We start from the raw sequence: 17,524 nt of genomic DNA, 5'->3' as shown, positions 1-17,524 counted from the left end.
CCAATCCAGATAACACCGACGCTTTCGGCAAAACAAGTGAAAGGTTGGCCGTAGCTAGGCAACGTACGATCATGTGATCGCTCTCCAACAGCGTCGATACCAGCGCTCGTTTGACTGCCTCTCTCGCAGTTTTTTAAGGTCTTCTGCGACCTGCATGGCTTGCTCAAGAAGCAATGCGTTCTCTTCATAAGCACATGGGTCATTGGTGCCTTGGTATAATTGCCCGCCCTCCGAAACATCTCTCACCACGCTATCCGCAAGCTGGTAGAACCTAACAATGAGGGCCGCTTGCTCAGCGTCTAGGCAACCGATGTTCTGAATGTTTCCCGCATAAACCCTACAGTAATGGTCTGCCACCGATATCCTGTATTCCTCGGCCGGCTTCGACGGGTCATTGCGATAAAGGTGGGCTCGCAGTCTTAAATCCTGCAAGAAGTGACGATGCCTAGTTATCTCCGTGAGCGCCATGATCTCAGAGTAAATGGCTCTACCAACAGTACTGTGCTCCCGAGCTAGCTTCAGCCACCACGCAAGGATAGCCAGTACTACAGGGAGTGAGAATTTGACTACTTCGTCCACTACGCCTCCTAACTGCGAAAACTTTAAAAAAATCCCTAAGAACTCTGCTTTTAGTATCCATCAGCATTCATTAAAGCTCATGTGCTATCGACCTATTGAAGAATATGAATCGCCCTTTTGATCGCGGAGACATCAAGCGTCTGCTTCTGGCCGAAAGCAGCCGCTCACGAACGGCGGTTCTCGACCATAGGTGAACAAGTCAACTGCTCACGATGAGCCATTGGATAGTTTCAACAACTGAGTTAATCGGGAAATGGCGATGTTTATATCGACCATGGTTTCACCATCCCACTCCTCGATGGTTTTCAACTCTGCCCTCAATGCGGCTATTCGGTCTTCGATCTCTGCAGGTCCGCAGTGAGCGGCGATCGCCTCCCATTTTTCTTGAGGAATCCCCTGCTGGATGCATAACCCTTCACGCGCCTGCGTGATCAATGTCGACAATGTGCTCATGTGATTCTCTACCTGGAAATGTCGATCCGAGGAAAGAACTGTGCTCTTCAGAAAATACACAGCCCTCCATGCGCCTCCTTTGAAACTCTGATCACGCCCTCCCCATCTCCTCATACGAAACATCAACAACCGCCACGCCCTCCCCCCAGGCTGCTTCAGTAAACGACCGAATAATCTCCCCCAGCATCTCAACCTCCCCACACTCGACAATGACACAAGCAATACGCCCAACAGCCCAATCCATGACCCTGCACTGCGGATACTTCGCAAGCAGCGCGGCAAAAACCTTCTGAGGCGCCAATTCACCTGTGTACATGAAGTCGAAGTATGGCTCGCCCGTATCTTGCAGCGGATACACCAGAACCCAGCCATTCGATGCACCGTCAAACCACATCGAGACATAACGACTCGCCCACTCCGGTCCGCCATGCTTGATAAGGCGAAGGACCTCTATGATCGAATGACAATCGGGTATCCGGGTCATGCAATCAGGGTCAAACACGCGAGGGGGTTCGGCGGCCGCGCTGGCCAGAAGGGCCGCCATTAATTCTTTTCTCTTCATCGCATGACCTTAAAGATCTGTGGGGGAAAGACGAAGTTTTCTGCAACGCCCCGTTCAATCCCGGCTCTCGGAATCGCCCGACTTCTCCGACAAGATCGCCTGATATCCACCCTCTTCCGGAACATATGAAACGAACTGATTACCCGCACCCTTTTGCATCCAAAGACGCCCACAATTCGTGCATTCATAAACATCTAACGTCCGGTGGATGTGGAGGCTCGATAATCGGCTTACCAACTCGTCGGTCGCGTTGACCCAAGGTGCAAACTCACCGAACGCCTCCGCGATCACGGCCTTGTCTCCCGATTCGGCAGCAGTCATCACGGGCTTGAGTTCTTGGTTTACCTCTTCCCAGAATGCATCTTCTACTTCGTCGCGAAGCAGGCTCGCCTTATAGGGCAAGCTGTCAGTCTGATCGACAATCACATGCCCACATCTGCAACCTAATTTGCTCATTTGCTGCTCAAACCTTTGAGGTTGCCCTCGTCATTAAAAGGCGGACAAGTCTTTGGCGAAAATCTCGATTTGGGCAGGCGTGACCAGCAACGAACCATTTATCTGCCAATCGCAGTCGTCATCTGAAGTAGAGCCCAAGTAGACACGCAGAAAAACGAAACCCGAAAAGGACGGATCCAGGCAGGCAGAGAAAGCCAGGTCTTCGGTTTCGGAACGCCAGTATTTCGAATCGTCTTCACTCGGCGCTATAGAGGTGAAGAACGCGTCCAATCGATGCCGGTTATCCGAAGAAGAGATACTTTCCGACGTGATTTCTGCGTGCAGGTCAGTACCCGTGAGTCGAACCCGGATACAGTCAGCCCGGCCACTTGGGCACGGCATGACGGTCAGGGTCAGCCCATCTTGTTGCTTTAATTCTGCTTGCATTGCTGCACCGTCATCATGAACGAAATTGACTGAGAACCCTGCGGCGTCAAACAACGCTTTCACGTTGCAAACTGCTTACATGCCCGACACCCGCAGCCTTCAATCGGACCAACAGGTCATCGCGTGCTGCCCGCCCGCCAGCACGAATGTACTCAAGCTCCGACGCGGTGATCAGTACCACCGGAACCAATCTCACCGGGGATAAGGGCATGTCATCCAGCCGGGTAGGGAAATCCGGTTCCGGGGCGCCCAGCAGGACGCCGGTCGAGTCATCTTCGGTCACGAAGTGTTTGGGGAATTGATCACACATGTGGTTCGAGAGGCTGAACCCGGGAATTTCAATGGACATCGCACCGTATTTGTCGAGTCCGCGAGTGTAGCCTCCAGCGTCCGCAACCGTTTTGGCAACGTGCTCCACCAGCTCGAATGCCCAGCTGCGCTGAAAAGGATCGACGTCACCCACCGGGCCACGGGCGTGTTCGGGTATATCGGCGGTTTCTACGAACAACTCCATCTCGAATCCATTGCCCGTTTCTTCCGCGTCATCGAACGGGTCTGACAGACCTTCCGTGGCGATGATGATTGTGTCGTTACGGCGAACTACCCGGTAGGCCTGACGGGTCGATGGCCAGTAAGGGCCACCCGAAAAGCTCGGACTGATCATGTAGGCAAGGACATCGCGCTCGATTGTGCCGACTGATGCCCAATGACGATCCAGGCACGCTGCGCTGGCCTCTCGGGCAGCCAGATTTGCCGCTTCCGCCTCGGTCATGCTGTCGTAGATATCCGGCTCATGGACTTCAAGGGGTTGTGATGTGGGCTGGACGTCTTCGGTTTTAGGACGTTTCAATGAAACGAGAAGCTTCTTGAAGAAATTCATGTGCGTTCCTTGCGGGGTTTCGGTTCGCTCTCCATGAGAGGAGCGAATCTGTTTTCGTGAAATGGATCTGTTTTTGAATGTTGGCACTATGCCTCAAACCGCCCCACCGAAAACAACGAAAGATCCAGCTCACTCTCCCCCCGCAAACACCACTGCGCAAACGCCTCCCCCAGCGCCGCCGAGTGTTTGAACCCATGCCCGGAGCATGCCGACACCACCAACGTGTGCTGCAACCGTGGATGCTCATCAATAATGAAATGCCGATCCGGCGTAACGGTGTAGGCGCAAACCGCTGACTTCACCACCCGATCCGTCAGCCCGGCAATGCGCCCCTTCACCTGCTGCTCGTACATCTCGCGTTCTTCCTCGGCCGAGACTGTGCGATCCAGAGTCTCAGGCGTGGACGTGCTGTGATACTGCGCCGTCGCCACCTTCAAACTGCCCTCCCCCGGCAACGAGGGAAAGCCATAGAAATCGTCGTCCGGGCCGTGAGTAAAGATGAACGTGGGTGAGTGGCCGACCAGTTCCGCGTCGGGCTCGGTTTCGAACCAGAACAGTTTTTGCCGATAGACGCTGAGCAGTTTGTCGAACGGTGCGCCGAGCAAGCCGCCCGCCCAGTTGCCGGCGGTGACCACCAGTTTTTCCGCTCGCACGGTGCGCTGGTCGGTGGTGACGGTGACGCCCTGTTCGTCCGAGCTGATGTGGGTCACGGTCTCGCCCTTGTACAGCGTGGCGCCGTGTTGTTCGGCCAATCTGAGTTGCACGTCGATGCAGCGTTCGGGCCGCACAAAACCGCCTTCGGGTTCGAAGTAACCAATGGCGTCGTCGCGCACCTGGGCAAACTGCGGAAAGCGTTGGCGGATCTGGCCGGCGTCGAGGACTTCGTGTTCGATGCCGTAGGTCTGTGCCAGGGCGATGGTGCGCAGGGTGAAGTCGGTTTCGTCGGCGGGATCGAAGTCGGGGCTGGAGGTCAGCACCAGCAGGCCGGACTGTTCGAACAGCGACTCGCCTGACAGCGCTTCCAGTTCGCGCCAGATGCGGTGGGAGTTGCGCACGATGGGCACGTATTGCGCGCCCTCGCCCACCGACAGCCGGGTGATGCGGGTGTCGCCATGGCTGGAGCCGAACGTGTGCGGCGGATGGTGGCGGTCGATGCCGACCACGTTGACCCCGGCTTTCGCCAGTTGATACACCGTGGCCGCGCCCATGGCGCCGAGGCCGATGACCAGTGCTTCGCATCGTTCCATGATTGATTTCCGCTCAGACAAAAGAGCCACAGTGAAGCGGATCAGGCGATGGAAAACAATCCGTTGAACGCCGCGCCCAGGCAAAAATGCGGGAAGCGAGCTAATGGGTGTCCCATTTACTGTCAATCAGCCGTCTGTCGGTACTAACTGTAATCAAACGAAATTTGATAGTCGTTGGTACTCAGAGCGATCCGATGCTGAAAGTACGGCTGAATAGTCACGACCCACTTCTCGACGACGTTGAAGCTGCCATTATTGATGTTGCCCTCTACTGGAATGCCTAAGGCATTCAATACTGATTCATCATCCCCCAGATCTTCTGACGTCTCCTCGCCCTGGAATTCCAGGGTTGCTGTGTCGTACCACTCCAGTCTCAGTTCCAGTCCCATCTCTTCCTCACAGATATCTTTTTTTGATGCTTCTTTCTTTTATAGGCCCTTCGCGTTGCTCACCTGTGAAGGGATCGAAGGCTCCCAGGTGAGTTCCATCGCTTCGGTACATTTCTAGCTCTCCATGCCTTGAGTCCCATTCGTAAATTTTCTTTCCTTTGGCATCTGTCCAACGCTTGCGAAGTCCTCCTCCACCCTGAACCGGATTTTTGTCTTTAGCTTTTTTCAGGTCTGGAAATGCGGTGATTTGCTCTGTAGTCGGCGGCTTATGGTAGCTATGGCCTGCAGGTGCCAAACCTTTACGTGCTGTGCTCAATACAACGTATAACGGTTTTACCCCCGACCCCACCGGAAACACCAAAATGAAATCCCGATACTCCGGCGGATAAACCGGACTCACCAGAATCCCGTCCGCCGCTTTCGTCGGCGGGTACACCCAAATATGCGGCGCTTGCGGAGCAGCCTCCAGCGCCGGAATACCGAGGATGTCGGCCCCGTCTACAGCTGGCGTCCAAACCAGCTCAACACCTTCGCCAAGATCTGCAATAAACCGGTTACCGCGTGCAGCGAACTGCACGACATCGACCATCTCCCAATCGCGGTTCTTGCCGGTGTAGAAGCCGTAACCCTTGAGGCTGCCATCCGCCTGCTGTTCGACTTGCAGGCGAACGCGAGTTCGGGCCTGTTTGAGGGCGAGCAACTGGTCTTCGGTATAGAGCGCGCTGTCGCCCAGGTTCGATGGCATGAACATCGCCACCAAACCGAGCAACGGGCTGATGACGGCAGCAGACGCCATCGCGGGCAATGCCTTGAACGCCTCACCGGCAAGGGCGAAAGTGCCCAGCCCCGCAGGAATGGCCGTGCCGCTGATTTTCTTGAGTGCAATCCCACCGCTGTCATTGGCTTCACGGCCACCGAGCAAAATCAGCTCGCCGTAATCCTTCAGGCTGTCAGTCGGCACCATCCCCGAAGGATTCGAGTAATCGATGATCGCGTCCGGCAACCTGCAGGACTTGGCAAACACGCAGCCGGCACGCACCGCATCAGGCTTGTTCGCCGCCACCTCACGGCTGCGCTCGAAGGCGTCCTGTCTCGCCAGCATGGCGTCGTACTTGTCTTGTCGGTCTTGCTGATCGGCCAGTTCAGTGGCCGTCATATAGCGGTAGGTGACGTGATGCCCGTCGCCTGCCGGTGGGTTGGGAACCCGCGGAATGTCCTTTTGACCAGCCACTGATTGTCCTTTCGTTCATGCATCGACAACCCCTCGCAAAGGGCTGCACGACGTTAACGAAGCAGGAAAATCGTGGCTGTAGGACGCGTCTTTAAAGACGTGGGGATTGTTCGACGTGAACGGATTGCATCTCGGCAACAACCGCCTCGATCACACACAAAGCCGTCGGCGACAGGCTCCTGCCCTGCAAACTCACCACCCCGATTTCAGAATGAAATCCCGGCCTGTCGACAACATGAAGCTCGATCAAACGCCCCACCCGAATATCTCCAGCCACGGCGCCATGGATGACGCCGAGGATGGTGTCGGTTGAGCCGGCCACGGTCTTGAGCAACGCCACGTCATCACACTCCAGCACGATGGGCAGCGCCTGGCGGGTGGAGATGCCGAGGGTTCGGGCGGTCTCGCGTTTCACCACTTCCGGCAGGCGCGTTGTGGCGATGCCGTAGCCTTCCAGTTCGCCCATCACCACTTTACGCCCGGCCAATGGGTGCTCCGGTCGTACGAAGAAGCCTGCCGAGACCTGGCCCAGCGAACGGATCAGCAGATCGGATTCCGCCGTGAAGTTGCGGATGTCGGCAACAAAGAATTCGATCGCTTCAGCGCGCAGCCGCGCTTCGAGAATCTGCCAGTTGTTCACCTCGACACGCAGGGTGACTGCCGGGTGATCCAGGCGCAGTCGCGGCACCACTTGATGCATCAACATGGCCGCCGGGAACGGCCCGACGCCAAAAGCGAGGCTGCCCAGTTGGCGATCGCTGTAGAGCGCCATGTCCCGCTCCAGCGACCGGGCATCGAACAGCAACCGCCGCGCCCGCTCGATCAGAAACGCCCCCGCCGGCGTCGGGCGGACGTCGCCGGTGTCGCGATCGAACAGGCGCTGCCCGGTTTCGCTCTCCAGCGCCTGAATGCTGCGGCTCAGGGCCGGCTGGCTGAGGTGCACGCGCTCGGCCGCGCGGCCGAAATGGCGTTCATCGGCCAGCGCGAGAAGGTGTGACAGTCGTTTGAGGTCCATTCCCGCGATGCTAGCGACGCATTATCCGGATGTAAACAATGCATTGGATACATCGCCGCCCTGCCCCTAGGCTGGAGCGCATTCGACCCTCAGAGAACAACAAGAATGAAACCGACCCTCTACACGATCCTCGCCCTGACGCTGGTGTCCCTCGGCGGCTGCGACAACAAGCCCAGCGTCGCAGCCGGCGACGCCACGCCCGCCACGGCAGCGCTGATCCAGGCGTCGATCAAGGGCCTGGACCTCAGCGACAACCGCGACATGGAAGATGCCCAACGCGGTTTCATCGCCCGCCCCACCGGCAAGATCCTCGGCTCCGACGGCAATGTCCTGATCGATTTCGATGCGTACCGCTTCGTCGAAGGCCAGGCGCCGGCCACCGTCAACCCGAGCCTGTGGCGGCACGCGATGCTCAACGCGCAGATCGGTCTGTTCAAGGTCCGCGAGGGGATTTACCAGTTGCGCGGTTTCGACATCGCCAACATGACGCTGATCGACGGGCAGACCGGCTGGATCGTGGTCGACCCGCTGACCTCCCGGGAATCCGCCGCCGCAGCGCTGGCATTTGCCCGCGAGCATCTGGGCAACAAGCCCGTCACCGCGATCATTTTCACCCACGACCATGCCGACCATTTCGGCGGTGTACTGGGCATTACCTCGAGCAGCGAAGTGGCCCAGCGCAATATTCCCATCGTTGCGCCCGCCGGGTTCATGGAGGAAGCCACCAGCGAAAACATTCTGGCAGGCCCGGCGATGGCACGGCGGTCGATGTATCAGTTCGGCAAGAACCTGACGCCGGGCGCCACCGGCATTGTCGACACCGGGCTGGGCAAGAACGTCGCCTACGGCAGCATGGGCATCCTGCCGCCAACGCAGATCATCGACCAGCCGATCCAGCCGCTGGAACTCGACGGCGTCAGCTTCGTATTCCACAACATGCCCGGCGCGGAAGCCCCGGCCGAGCTGACCTTTTCGATCCCCGCGCTCAAGGCATACGGCGGTGCGGAGCTGCTGACGCAGACCATGCACAACCTGCTGCCGATCCGTGGCGCCAAGGTCCGCGATGCGCTGCGCTGGTCCGACTACATGCAAATCGCCCTCGACGAACTGGGTGACACCGAGGTCTATTTCGGTCAGCACAACTGGCCGATCTGGGGCAACGAGCGGATCCGCGAATTCATCACCAAACACCGCGACGTCTACAAATACCTGCACGACCAGACCGTGCGCCTGATGAACGCCGGCTACACCCCCAACGAGATCGCCGACAAGATCCAGCTGCCGGACTCGCTGGCCTCGTACTTCGGCACCCGTGGCTATTACGGCGACCTGCGCCACAACGTCAAGGCGATCTACCAGCTGTACCTGGGCGCCTACGACGGCAACCCCGCCCACTTGAATCCGCTGGTGCCCAAGGAATCGGCAAAGCGCTACGTCGAATTGATGGGAGGTAACGCCAAGGTGGTCGAGGCCGCGCGCGTGGCCTATGACAAGGGCGAATACCGCTGGGTCGCCGAGCTGCTGGATCAGGCCGTGCTCGTCAAACCCGACGACACCGCCGCCAAGGAACTGCTGGTCCGCGCGTACGAACAGATGGGCTATCAGGCGGAATCGGCAACCTGGCGCAACAGCTACCTGACCGCTGCCATGGAGCTGCGCAACGGCCCGCCGGCCAAGGGTGTCAAACGCTCCGACCTGATCGAACTGATGAAGCAGACGCCCACCGAACGTTTCCTCGAAGCCATGGCCGCGAGCCTCGACGGGCCGGCGGCGAATGGCAAGAACTGGACCTTCAATCTGGTGCTGACCGATACCGACGAATCGTTCGTGCTGTGGATCGAGAACGCCGTGCTGCACTACCGAAAAGGCCCGACGGCGGCGAACGCCAACGCAACGCTGACCGTCACCAAGGACCTGTTCGTCCAGCTGCTGGGCGGCACCGCCGGGCTGAAGGAAACGCTCACTTCCGATGATCTGAAGGTGGATGGCAGCAAGGTCGATCTCGTGAGGTTTCTGGGGCTGCTGGAAAAGGCGCCGGGGAATTTTGCGATAGTCGCCCGGGCAGGAAACTGACCCACCGAGGCCATCGATTGATCAAACTCCCGGTCGATGGCCTCTGGACGCTTACCCAAGCAAAATCCAATGAAAACCGGAGGCTCGGGCAAAGCTTTCCATTGGATTGTTCAGCATCCTGCGCAACCCGATCGCCGCGAAGCCATCCAGCGTATGGACGTAGAACCTGCACCCGAGCGAAACCCCGAATCCATCGTTTTCATCATCGATGATGACGCCTCTCTGCGCGAGTCGCTTGGCAGCCTGCTGCGCTCCATCGGCCTGCGCGTCGAGCTGTTCGGATCGGTCGCCGACTTCATGCAATACCAGCGACCTGACCTGCCCAGTTGCCTGGTGCTGGATGTGCGATTGCAAGGCACCAGCGGGCTGGTCTTTCAGCAGGCGCTCGCCGACGCCAACATCCATTTGCCAATCATTTTCATGACCGGCTATGGCGACATCGCCATGACCGTTCGCGCCATGAAAGCCGGTGCCGTCGACTTCCTGGAAAAACCGTTTCGCGAGCAGGCCATGATCGACGCCGTGGTCGCCGCGCATACGCGGGACAGGTCACGCCGCGAGTGCGAACGCCGCCAAAATGAATTGCGCACACGCCATGGGACACTCACGGTCAGAGAGCAAGCGGTGATGGCGCTGGCCGTCTCGGGTCTGATAAACAAGCAGATCGCCAGTGCCATCGGCCTGAGCGAGATCACCGTGAAGATTCACCGCAGCCAGGCTATGCGCAAGATGCGCGCGCAGTCGTTTGCCGATCTGGTTCGAATGGCCGAAAGTCTGGGCATTAACCATTAGATGTATCGCCCTTATGCGGCGCGCATAGAGTTGTTTATATACGTTGGTATGACTTCTCCATACGCTGGCAGGATAAAACCAAACTTATGCAACATGGTTGATCCCTACCGCCAACAGTAAAATCCCTCCATCAAATGCGACGGCCGGCAAAGTTATTGATTTCGCGGTTTCCTCACGCGCCGACACTTGTCGATCCACTCATTGACTCAGGGATGACTGATCAACATGTATGACTTTTTTGAAGACTCGTACCGCGTGCTGAAGTTGTCCCACGTGTTGCTGGTCGGTGGCCTGGGCATGTTGATGGTGGGGATTTTCCTGGCTTATGTGTTTGACGCTCACTTGAACTTGCCCACGCTGGTCGGCGCGCACGGGATGACGATCCTCGGGCCGACCGCGATCAAGCTGGGCTACGTCATGCGCTTGATTGCGTACAACCGTATTAGCCTGGCAGCACAGGAACATGGAGTTTCCCATTAGAAGTATTCGATTGAATTCAAACCTGTCTGGTTGCAACCGGAAGTTCATTAACGAAATCCCACCACGACTCAGGATGATCACGATGAAAACTATTGGATTGGTATTACCCGTCGCCATTGTTTCAGCCACTTGGATAGTTGCTACTCATGCATTCGGCGCAAGTTGCCTGCCCGATATGCCGGTGGCCAACAGACAGGAAACCAGTGCTCCGGATTCAGAAACTTCATCAGTGCAACAGCACCGAGCCAGAAAGGCGCCGACCCAGATTGCCGAAGGGGGTTCGGATCGGCTGATGGAGCGTCGTGTTGCCGAGGGTGGATCGGATCGCTTGAACGAACGCCGCGTGGCCGAAGGCGGCTCTGATCGCCTGCTCGAACGCCGCGTGGCCGAAGGCGGCTCTGATCGCCTGCTCGAACGCCGCGTGGCCGAAGGCGGCTCCGATCGCCTGATCGAACGCCGTGTTGCCGAAGGCGGCTCTGATCGCCTGATCGAACGCCGGGTAGCCAGCAATCAGTACGATGCCGCGATGAACATGCAAATGCATTTTTCGATGGATTGATTGGCCGGCTGAGCCCTTACTCCGGCAACCCCGCCAACCGCAAACCTTCGGCAAACCGGGCAACGTCTTCAGGCCGTTGAATGGGCAGCCACGCGCGCAGGCTGGACACCCGCAATGTCGGGTCCAGCCGGCGCACCCGTTCCATGGCCTGCCCGGCTTTGTCGGCTCGTCCATTGAGCGCGTGGCTGGCGGCGATCAGGGCCGCCGCTACCAGCAGACTGGGCAGATTTCCCTGCGCTTTCTCGGCCCAGGAAACCGAACATTCGAAGCGACCGGCAAAGAAGTGCGCCAGCGCCATCCCGACCTGCATGCGGAACATTTCCGGATCCAGCGGGCTCAGTCGCACGGCATGTTCAAGGTTGGCAATGGCGGCTTCGGTTTCGCCACCCAAGGCGCGCAGGATGCCACCCAGATACCAGGCCGGCGCCAGATTGGGGTTGAGCAATCGAGCTCGATCAAGCAGGGCGATGCCGCAGTCGACATCCCCGGTCAGATGGGCCAGGGCATGACCGCAACGGGTCAGCGCCACCGCGTCGTCACGCCCCAGCTCCACGCCCATGCGCGCCAGCCGCGCACCTTCGGCGATTTCCCGGGGCCGGTCGGTCATCCAGCCGTTGAGCTTGCGCCAGAAATGGCACCACGCGGCCATGCCGTATGCCGAGGCAAATTCCGGATCCAGTTCGATTGCCCGGTAGAACAGCGCCAGCGATTGCTCGATCGCCTCACGGGTGCCGATGTGCAACTTGGCCGTCCCGCGCAGGTAGTAATCGTAGGCATCGAGGCTGTCGGTGGGCTTGCGCTTGGCCCGCTCGATTTCCGCTCGTTCAAGCTGCGGCGCAATGGCGCCCACAACGCTCTCGGCCACTTGATCCTGGAGTTCGAAAATATCGTCGAGCAGGCCTTCGAAGCGCTCGGCCCACAGATGCGTGCTGCTGCACGCATCAATCAACTGGCCGGTGATGCGGATCTTGTTGCCGCTCTTGCGCACGCTGCCTTCCAGCACGTAACGCACGCCCAGTTCCAGCCCGACGCCCCGCGCGTCGACCGCCCTGCCCTTGTAGGTGAAGCTGGAGTTGCGGGCGATGACGAACAGCCAACGCAGGCGCGACAGCGCGGTGATGATGTCTTCGACGATGCCGTCGGCGAAGTAGTCCTGCGCGGGGTCGCCGCTGAGATTCTGGAACGGCAGGACGGTGATCGACGGCTTTTCCGGCAGGACAAGTGTGGTGGCCACTTCGGGTATCGCAGGCGCTTCGGGCGCATTGACGGGGCGGTCGCTCAAGGTGATTTCGCCGACGAAGCGATAGCCCTTGCGCGGCACCGTACGCACCAGGCGCTGCTGCTCACCGGTGTCGCCGATGGCCTTGCGCACGGCGTTGATGTGACTGGTGATGGTCGACTCGGAAACGATCCGGCCACTCCACACGGCGCTCAACAATTCGTCCTTGCTCACCACCCGCTCGCGGTTGCTGACCAGCAGCAACAGCAGATCGAAGACCTGCGGCCCGACCGTCACGACTTGCCCGCGCCAGGTCAGTTCCCGGCGCTGCTGGTCGAGCAGGTAGTCTTCAAACACAAATTGCACGGTGGCTGTTCTCTGGTCTGGCGCGCCCGACTCCGTGTCCGAGCGGGCGATTGTCGTGCGCCCAATGATACGGCAGACCCTGGGCCGTCGCACCGGTCTGGGCATTGGTCTACGGATCTGCCGACGGATTGGCCTGTCTGGACAAAAAACCAAGGCAAATCCAAGGTCACCACAAGGATTTGCCCGAGCGCCGCAAGCATGCTCAACCCACATCGACAGCAACGGTTGCGGTCGGCAAGTGGAGAGATGTCATGAAGATAGTCGTTATCGGAGGCACCGGCCTCATCGGATCGAAACTTGTGAACAATCTGCGCGAACGCGGCCACGATGCCCGCGCCGCCTCGCCTAACACCGGCGTCAACAGCATCACCCGCGAAGGCCTGGCCGAAGCAATGGACGGTGCCCAGGTGGTGGTCGACGTGTCCAACGCGCCGTCGTGGGAAGACCAGGCCGTACTCGACTTCTTCGAGACCTCCACCCGCAACCTGCTCGCCGCCGAAGCCGCCGCCGGAGTTCGCCATCACGTGGCGCTGTCGATTGTCGGCAGTGAGCGCCTGCCCGCCAACGGTTACTTCCGCGCCAAGGTCGCGCAGGAGAATCTGATCAAGGCGTCCGGCATTCCGTACAGCCTGTTACGGGCCACGCAGTTCTTCGAATTTGTCGGCGGCATTGCTCAGTCCGCCACCGTCGGCGAGGAAGTGCGCCTGTCGCCGGCGCTGATCCAGCCCATGGCTTCTGACGACGTCGCTGCTGCGCTGACGGATGTGGCACTGGCAGCGCCGATCAACGGCATACAGGAAATTGCCGGCCCCGAAGCCATGCCGCTCGACGAGTTGGTCCGGCGTTTTTTCCGCGCCACCCACGATACCCGCAAAGTGATCCCGGACGTCCACGCCCGCTACTTCGGCGACGTGCTCGACGACCAGTCGCTCACCCCCGGCAGCAGCAACCCGCGCCTGGGCTCGACGCGCTTTGAAGAGTGGCTGGCGCAATCGATCCAGCGCTAACCCCCCCCATCCGCTTAGAAGGAGTCTCGCCATGTTCAGCCGAATTCTGTTGGCCGCCACGTTTGCGGCCCTTTCAATCTCATCCGTCTCGGCCGCCGAGCCGCAGGGGGGCAAGGTCACCGTGGTGTTCGACCGCGCCCTGCCCAACGTTCCGGGCAAATCCATGCGGGGCGTGCTGGTGGAATACGCACCCGGTGGTTCTTCGCCGGCGCACTTTCATCCGAAGTCCGCGTTCATCTACGCCACGGTGCTTGAGGGCGCCGTACGCAGCAAGGTCGGCGACGGGCCGGAGAAGGTTTACAAGGCGGGGGAAAACTTCGTCGAACAACCGGGCGACTTCCACGCGGTGAGCGCCAATGCCAGCACCACCGAACCGTCACGTCTGCTGGCAGTGTTCGTGCTCGACAGCAACGAGACCGACCTGGTCAAACCGGTCAAGCCGTAACCGATCCATTCGCCGATCCACCTCCGGCAGCGCGGCTGCCGGAGAGCACCGCTACGGGGCGCGTTCAAGGTCGGCGTTGTAAACCATGCCCGATCAAAGCATTGATCTTTCGCCCCACACCCAGTAAAAAACCGTCTTCCCTTTCCGCCCTTGCAAGGAGCAGCGGATGCTCGAACTCGCCACGCAACGCCTCGACCTGCGCACGATGGTCGAATCCGACTGGCCGCTGTTCCTCAGGCTGCATTCCGAGCCGCAAACCATGCAGTACGTGTTCGGTGAAATTGCCGAAGAACAGGTACGCAAAGGCTTCGAGCACCGGCTTCCGGCCTGGGGGCCGCAGTCGGATCACTGGTTGTGTCTGGTGGTGACCGACAGGGCCAGCGGGCAGGAACTGGGCGTGACCGGTTTTCGTATCCTGTCGCCAGGGCATGCCGAGGTGGGTTGCCTGCTGTTGCCCGAGCATCAGGGCAAAGGCTTTGGCACCGAGTCGCGGCAGGCGATCATCGACTATGCCGCCGCCATCGGCCTGGACTCATTGGAGTCGACCGTGACCGACGGTAATATCGCGTCCTGCAAGGTGTTGGAAAAATGCGGTTTTGTATTCGAGCGCCGCGTGCCGCAGGCCTATCAGATTGGAGATCGGTGGTTTGACGACCTGATCTACCGCTATCAAATCAGTTGACCCCGTTTTATCAGCGACCGCCAAGGAGGCCCTCGTCGTGAATCCTTATCAATGCCTGCCACCCCGCGCTTTCTGGCGCACCGCCGTGGCTGACAAGCCCGCGCTGAACATCGATCAACTGTGGACGCCACAATTCGAGATCGGCAACAAGGACGCCATCGTCACCGCTGGCTCCTGTTTCGCCCAGCACATCGGCCGGGCGCTGAACGAACGCGGCATGAACTGGCTGGATGCGGAACCGGCCCCGGCCGAATTGCCCGAAGCTGACTGGAAGGCCCACAACTATGGGGTGTTCTCGTTCCGCACCGGCAATCTGTACACCCCGGCGATGCTGTGCCAATGGCTGGAATGGGCGCTGGGCGTGAGCCTGCCACCCGACGAAACCTGGGCCCATGACGGGCGATTCTTCGACCCGTTCCGCCCCGCCGTGGAACCCGACGGCTTTGCCAGCGAGGACGCGCTGTTCGCCTCGCGCGAAGCCACCCTCGACGCCATCCGCAGCGCCCTGCGCCGGGCCAAAGTGTTCGTGTTCACCCTCGGCCTGACCGAAGCCTGGCAAAACCGTCAGACCGGTCTGGTGTATCCCGTGTGCCCCGGCACCGTGCGCGGCACCTTCGATCCGCAGCTGCACCGTTTCTGCAATTTCGGCTTCATGGACACCTATGGCGACATGGTGCGGGCGCTGGAGTTGATGCGTTCGATCAACCCACAACTGCGTGTTCTGCTCACCGTGTCACCGGTGCCCCTGACGGCGACGGCCACGGGCGAGCATGTGCTGAGCGCCACCACCTATTCCAAATCGGTCCTGCGCGCCGTCGCCGGGCAGCTGTGCGAAGACCTGCACGACGTCGACTATTTCCCCTCTTACGAAATCATCACCGGCACACCGTTCAAGGGCGTCTTCTACCAGCCCAACCAGCGCGAGGTCACGCCCGAAGGCGTGGCGTTCGTCATGCAGCAGTTTTTTGCCGGGCTCGACGCGGTTCAACCGGTGCAGACGCCGGTCAGCGTGCCCTCCACCTGCGTGTCCAGCGAGGAGCTTGTCTGTGAAGACGCCGTGCTCGATTACTACGCCTAGGTTTCTGCTGCTGGGCGACTCCCATGCCGGGGTCATCGGCAAGGCGGCGCAGGCCCGCGGGTTGCCGTTCAGCGGCGGCCCGCTGGGCACCGGCCGGGATTTCGCGGTCGACTTTTTCAGCCTGACCCGCCATGACGTGGTGTTTCGGGAAGCCGAGATGGAGCGCCTGTATCGCCAGGCACTTGAGCCGTTCGAGGTGCCGCAACTGGCGAAGGTCGGCGTGCCGCTGGTGAGTACCATTGGCCTGAGCCTGCACTACCTCGCCACCGCGCCGAACTGGACGTGCTACCAGACCCTGGACGGCGAATTCGACGAAGGTTTTCTCGCAGGTCCCCTGTTCGAATCCATCGTCGATACCTTGTCCCGGCCTGCGCTGGCGTTCTATGAGCAAGCACGGGCGATGAAGCTCAAGGTGTTCGCCGTGCTGCCGCCGCAACGGGTGCCAGAGTTGTCCGATCCGCGGGTGTTCATGGCCGCGCAGGCGCTGCTGATCGAGCGCCTGCAAGGGCTCGGCATCGAGCTGATCGATGTGCGCGCGGCAGCGAATGATGAGCTGGGTTTTCAGCTTCCGGCTTACTGCGAAGTGGATGACCCGCTGCACGGGAATCTGGCGTTTGGCGAGTTGATCGTCGAGCAGTTGCTCAAACAAGGTCTGTAAATGAGCGGTGGGAACGGCCCCCGCTCCCACCGTTTTTTTAGACTCAAGCCTTGGGCTGCGTCCCCAGAATCGTCACCCGCTCGCCATACCGCGAGTGCGGGAAATAATCCCAGACCGCATGGTGCTGGGTGCAGCGGTTATCCCAGAACACCAGGCTGTTCGGCGCCCAACGCACGCGACAGCTGAGGACCGGCTCCCGCGCCACCAGATCGAACAACATGTTCAACAGCACCTGACTTTCACCGCCGGACAACTGGACGATGTGCGAGGTGAACCCGGAATTGACGAACAGTGTTTTACGCCCGGTTTCCGGGTGGCGAACCACCACCGGGTGTTCGGTTTTCGGCAGGTTGGCCGGTGCCTCATAACCCTTCCACGGAATCGCGCCGTCGTGGATCGCCGTCAGTTCGCCGAGAAACTGCTGCATCGTCGGCGACAGCATTTCCAGCGCCAGGTGCATGTTGGCGAACAACGTGTCGCCGCCGGTGCCGATGGCCGGGGTTTCCTTGACGTACAGCATCGAGCCCATGGACGGCGCCAGGTCGGCGGTACCGTCGGTGTGCCAGGTTTCGCCGGCCACGTAGCGCGATTGCGCATTGGCGCGGATCACCACCAGCTCCGGGTCATCGCCGTCGATGTCCTCCACCGGCAGCGCCCGCAGCTCACCGAACAGCCGGCCAAACGCCTTGTGTTCGTCCACCGTCAGGTGCTGATCGCGGAACACCACCACGTGGTTCTCCAGAAAGGCCCGGCGGATTTCCGCGAGCTGCTCGTCGCTCAGCGGCTGTGAAAGATCGACGCCACCGATCTCGGCGCCGATGATCGGCGTGATCCGCTCGACCGTGATGTGCTGATACGGCGCACGCCGTTCGGCGGCGATGCGCTCGATTGCCTTGAGTGCCAACTGATCCATGTTCCCTCACCTTT

Annotated in this window: 20 protein-coding genes; 9 read left to right on the top strand and 11 right to left on the bottom strand. The window is 59.9% G+C overall.

The features are described 5' to 3' along the window. Positions 1 to 786 precede the first annotated feature (786 nt). The 9 genes from PDR5_RS12160 to PDR5_RS12120 form a co-directional block, all read right to left on the bottom strand. Entirely contained in the window at positions 787 to 1,032 is a 246-nt protein-coding gene (locus PDR5_RS12160; protein ID WP_064600777.1) for a hypothetical protein, read from the bottom strand. A 91-nt stretch (positions 1,033 to 1,123) separates the two neighbouring features. Then, on the bottom strand, positions 1,124 to 1,594 hold the full coding sequence (locus PDR5_RS12155; RefSeq protein ID WP_064595693.1) for a hypothetical protein: 471 nt from the start codon (positions 1,592 to 1,594) through the stop codon (positions 1,124 to 1,126). 54 nt (positions 1,595 to 1,648) lie between these two features. Further along, on the bottom strand, positions 1,649 to 2,050 hold the full coding sequence (locus PDR5_RS12150) for a hypothetical protein (RefSeq protein WP_064595691.1): 402 nt from the start codon (positions 2,048 to 2,050) through the stop codon (positions 1,649 to 1,651). Positions 2,051 to 2,083: 33 nt separating this feature from the next. Then, entirely contained in the window at positions 2,084 to 2,539 is a 456-nt protein-coding gene (locus PDR5_RS12145) for a DUF6228 family protein (RefSeq protein ID WP_237233831.1), read from the bottom strand. Beyond that, positions 2,523 to 3,356, bottom strand: coding sequence for a suppressor of fused domain protein (locus PDR5_RS12140; protein WP_064595687.1), 834 nt, complete (start codon positions 3,354 to 3,356; stop codon positions 2,523 to 2,525). Before PDR5_RS12140 ends, PDR5_RS12145 begins: the two co-directional genes overlap by 17 nt. 86 nt (positions 3,357 to 3,442) lie before the next feature. Further along, entirely contained in the window at positions 3,443 to 4,603 is a 1,161-nt protein-coding gene (gene solA, locus PDR5_RS12135) for an N-methyl-L-tryptophan oxidase (protein WP_172829479.1), read from the bottom strand. A gap of 143 nt (positions 4,604 to 4,746) precedes the next feature. Beyond that, on the bottom strand, positions 4,747 to 4,992 hold the full coding sequence (locus tag PDR5_RS12130; RefSeq protein ID WP_064595685.1) for a colicin E3-like toxin immunity protein: 246 nt from the start codon (positions 4,990 to 4,992) through the stop codon (positions 4,747 to 4,749). A gap of 7 nt (positions 4,993 to 4,999) precedes the next feature. Then, a complete protein-coding gene (locus PDR5_RS12125; RefSeq protein ID WP_064595683.1) occupies positions 5,000 to 6,223 on the bottom strand; it encodes a colicin E3/pyocin S6 family cytotoxin in 1,224 nt (407 codons plus the stop codon). A 91-nt stretch (positions 6,224 to 6,314) separates the two neighbouring features. Next, positions 6,315 to 7,238, bottom strand: coding sequence for a LysR family transcriptional regulator (locus PDR5_RS12120; protein WP_064595682.1), 924 nt, complete (start codon positions 7,236 to 7,238; stop codon positions 6,315 to 6,317). A gap of 105 nt (positions 7,239 to 7,343) precedes the next feature. Between PDR5_RS12120 and PDR5_RS12115 the strand changes: the two genes are divergently transcribed. The 4 genes from PDR5_RS12115 to PDR5_RS30130 all read left to right on the top strand — a co-directional run bounded on the left by PDR5_RS12115 (position 7,344) and on the right by PDR5_RS30130 (position 11,142). Then, the gene (locus PDR5_RS12115; protein ID WP_064595680.1) at positions 7,344 to 9,311 is read left to right on the top strand and encodes an alkyl/aryl-sulfatase; all 1,968 of its coding nucleotides are present in this window, start codon (positions 7,344 to 7,346) and stop codon (positions 9,309 to 9,311) included. Positions 9,312 to 9,464: 153 nt separating this feature from the next. After that, positions 9,465 to 10,103, top strand: coding sequence for a response regulator transcription factor (locus tag PDR5_RS12110; protein ID WP_064600767.1), 639 nt, complete (start codon positions 9,465 to 9,467; stop codon positions 10,101 to 10,103). Between the two features lie 225 nt (positions 10,104 to 10,328). Further along, a complete protein-coding gene (locus tag PDR5_RS12105) occupies positions 10,329 to 10,583 on the top strand; it encodes a hypothetical protein (protein WP_064595679.1) in 255 nt (84 codons plus the stop codon). An 82-nt stretch (positions 10,584 to 10,665) separates the two neighbouring features. Beyond that, positions 10,666 to 11,142, top strand: coding sequence for a phage infection protein (locus PDR5_RS30130; RefSeq protein ID WP_237233829.1), 477 nt, complete (start codon positions 10,666 to 10,668; stop codon positions 11,140 to 11,142). Between the two features lie 16 nt (positions 11,143 to 11,158). Here PDR5_RS30130 and PDR5_RS12095 read toward each other — a convergent pair whose 3' ends face one another. Beyond that, positions 11,159 to 12,727 carry a winged helix-turn-helix domain-containing tetratricopeptide repeat protein gene (locus PDR5_RS12095; protein ID WP_064595674.1) on the bottom strand — a complete coding sequence of 523 codons (1,569 nt, stop codon included), beginning with the start codon at positions 12,725 to 12,727 and terminating at the stop codon, positions 11,159 to 11,161. 251 nt (positions 12,728 to 12,978) lie between these two features. On the opposite strand from PDR5_RS12095, the gene PDR5_RS12090 reads away from it, so the two are divergent. The 5 genes from PDR5_RS12090 to PDR5_RS12070 all read left to right on the top strand — a co-directional run bounded on the left by PDR5_RS12090 (position 12,979) and on the right by PDR5_RS12070 (position 16,597). Further along, positions 12,979 to 13,734: an SDR family oxidoreductase gene (locus PDR5_RS12090; RefSeq protein ID WP_064595671.1), complete on the top strand. Its 756-nt coding sequence runs from the start codon at positions 12,979 to 12,981 to the stop codon at positions 13,732 to 13,734. Between the two features lie 31 nt (positions 13,735 to 13,765). Continuing rightward, positions 13,766 to 14,179: a cupin domain-containing protein gene (locus PDR5_RS12085; RefSeq protein ID WP_064595669.1), complete on the top strand. Its 414-nt coding sequence runs from the start codon at positions 13,766 to 13,768 to the stop codon at positions 14,177 to 14,179. A 166-nt stretch (positions 14,180 to 14,345) separates the two neighbouring features. Continuing rightward, positions 14,346 to 14,861, top strand: a complete 516-nt coding sequence (locus PDR5_RS12080; RefSeq protein WP_039771072.1) for a GNAT family N-acetyltransferase — start codon at positions 14,346 to 14,348, stop codon at positions 14,859 to 14,861. Positions 14,862 to 14,898: 37 nt separating this feature from the next. Then, the gene (locus PDR5_RS12075) at positions 14,899 to 15,939 is read left to right on the top strand and encodes a GSCFA domain-containing protein (RefSeq protein ID WP_064595667.1); all 1,041 of its coding nucleotides are present in this window, start codon (positions 14,899 to 14,901) and stop codon (positions 15,937 to 15,939) included. Next, a complete protein-coding gene (locus tag PDR5_RS12070) occupies positions 15,908 to 16,597 on the top strand; it encodes a hypothetical protein (protein ID WP_064595664.1) in 690 nt (229 codons plus the stop codon). The genes PDR5_RS12075 and PDR5_RS12070 overlap by 32 nt, the downstream gene beginning before the upstream one ends. 43 nt (positions 16,598 to 16,640) lie before the next feature. Here the strand turns inward: PDR5_RS12070 and PDR5_RS12065 are convergent, their stop codons facing one another. Then, positions 16,641 to 17,510, bottom strand: coding sequence for a TauD/TfdA dioxygenase family protein (locus PDR5_RS12065; protein WP_039771066.1), 870 nt, complete (start codon positions 17,508 to 17,510; stop codon positions 16,641 to 16,643). Positions 17,511 to 17,524 lie beyond the last annotated feature (14 nt).

Origin of the sequence: Pseudomonas sp. DR 5-09 (assembly GCF_001655595.1) — a bacterium.
Taxonomy (GTDB): Bacteria; Pseudomonadota; Gammaproteobacteria; order Pseudomonadales; family Pseudomonadaceae; genus Aquipseudomonas; species Aquipseudomonas pharyngis.
The sequence above is the reverse complement of the archived record's forward strand: the minus strand, read 5'-3'. Positions and strand labels throughout refer to the sequence as shown.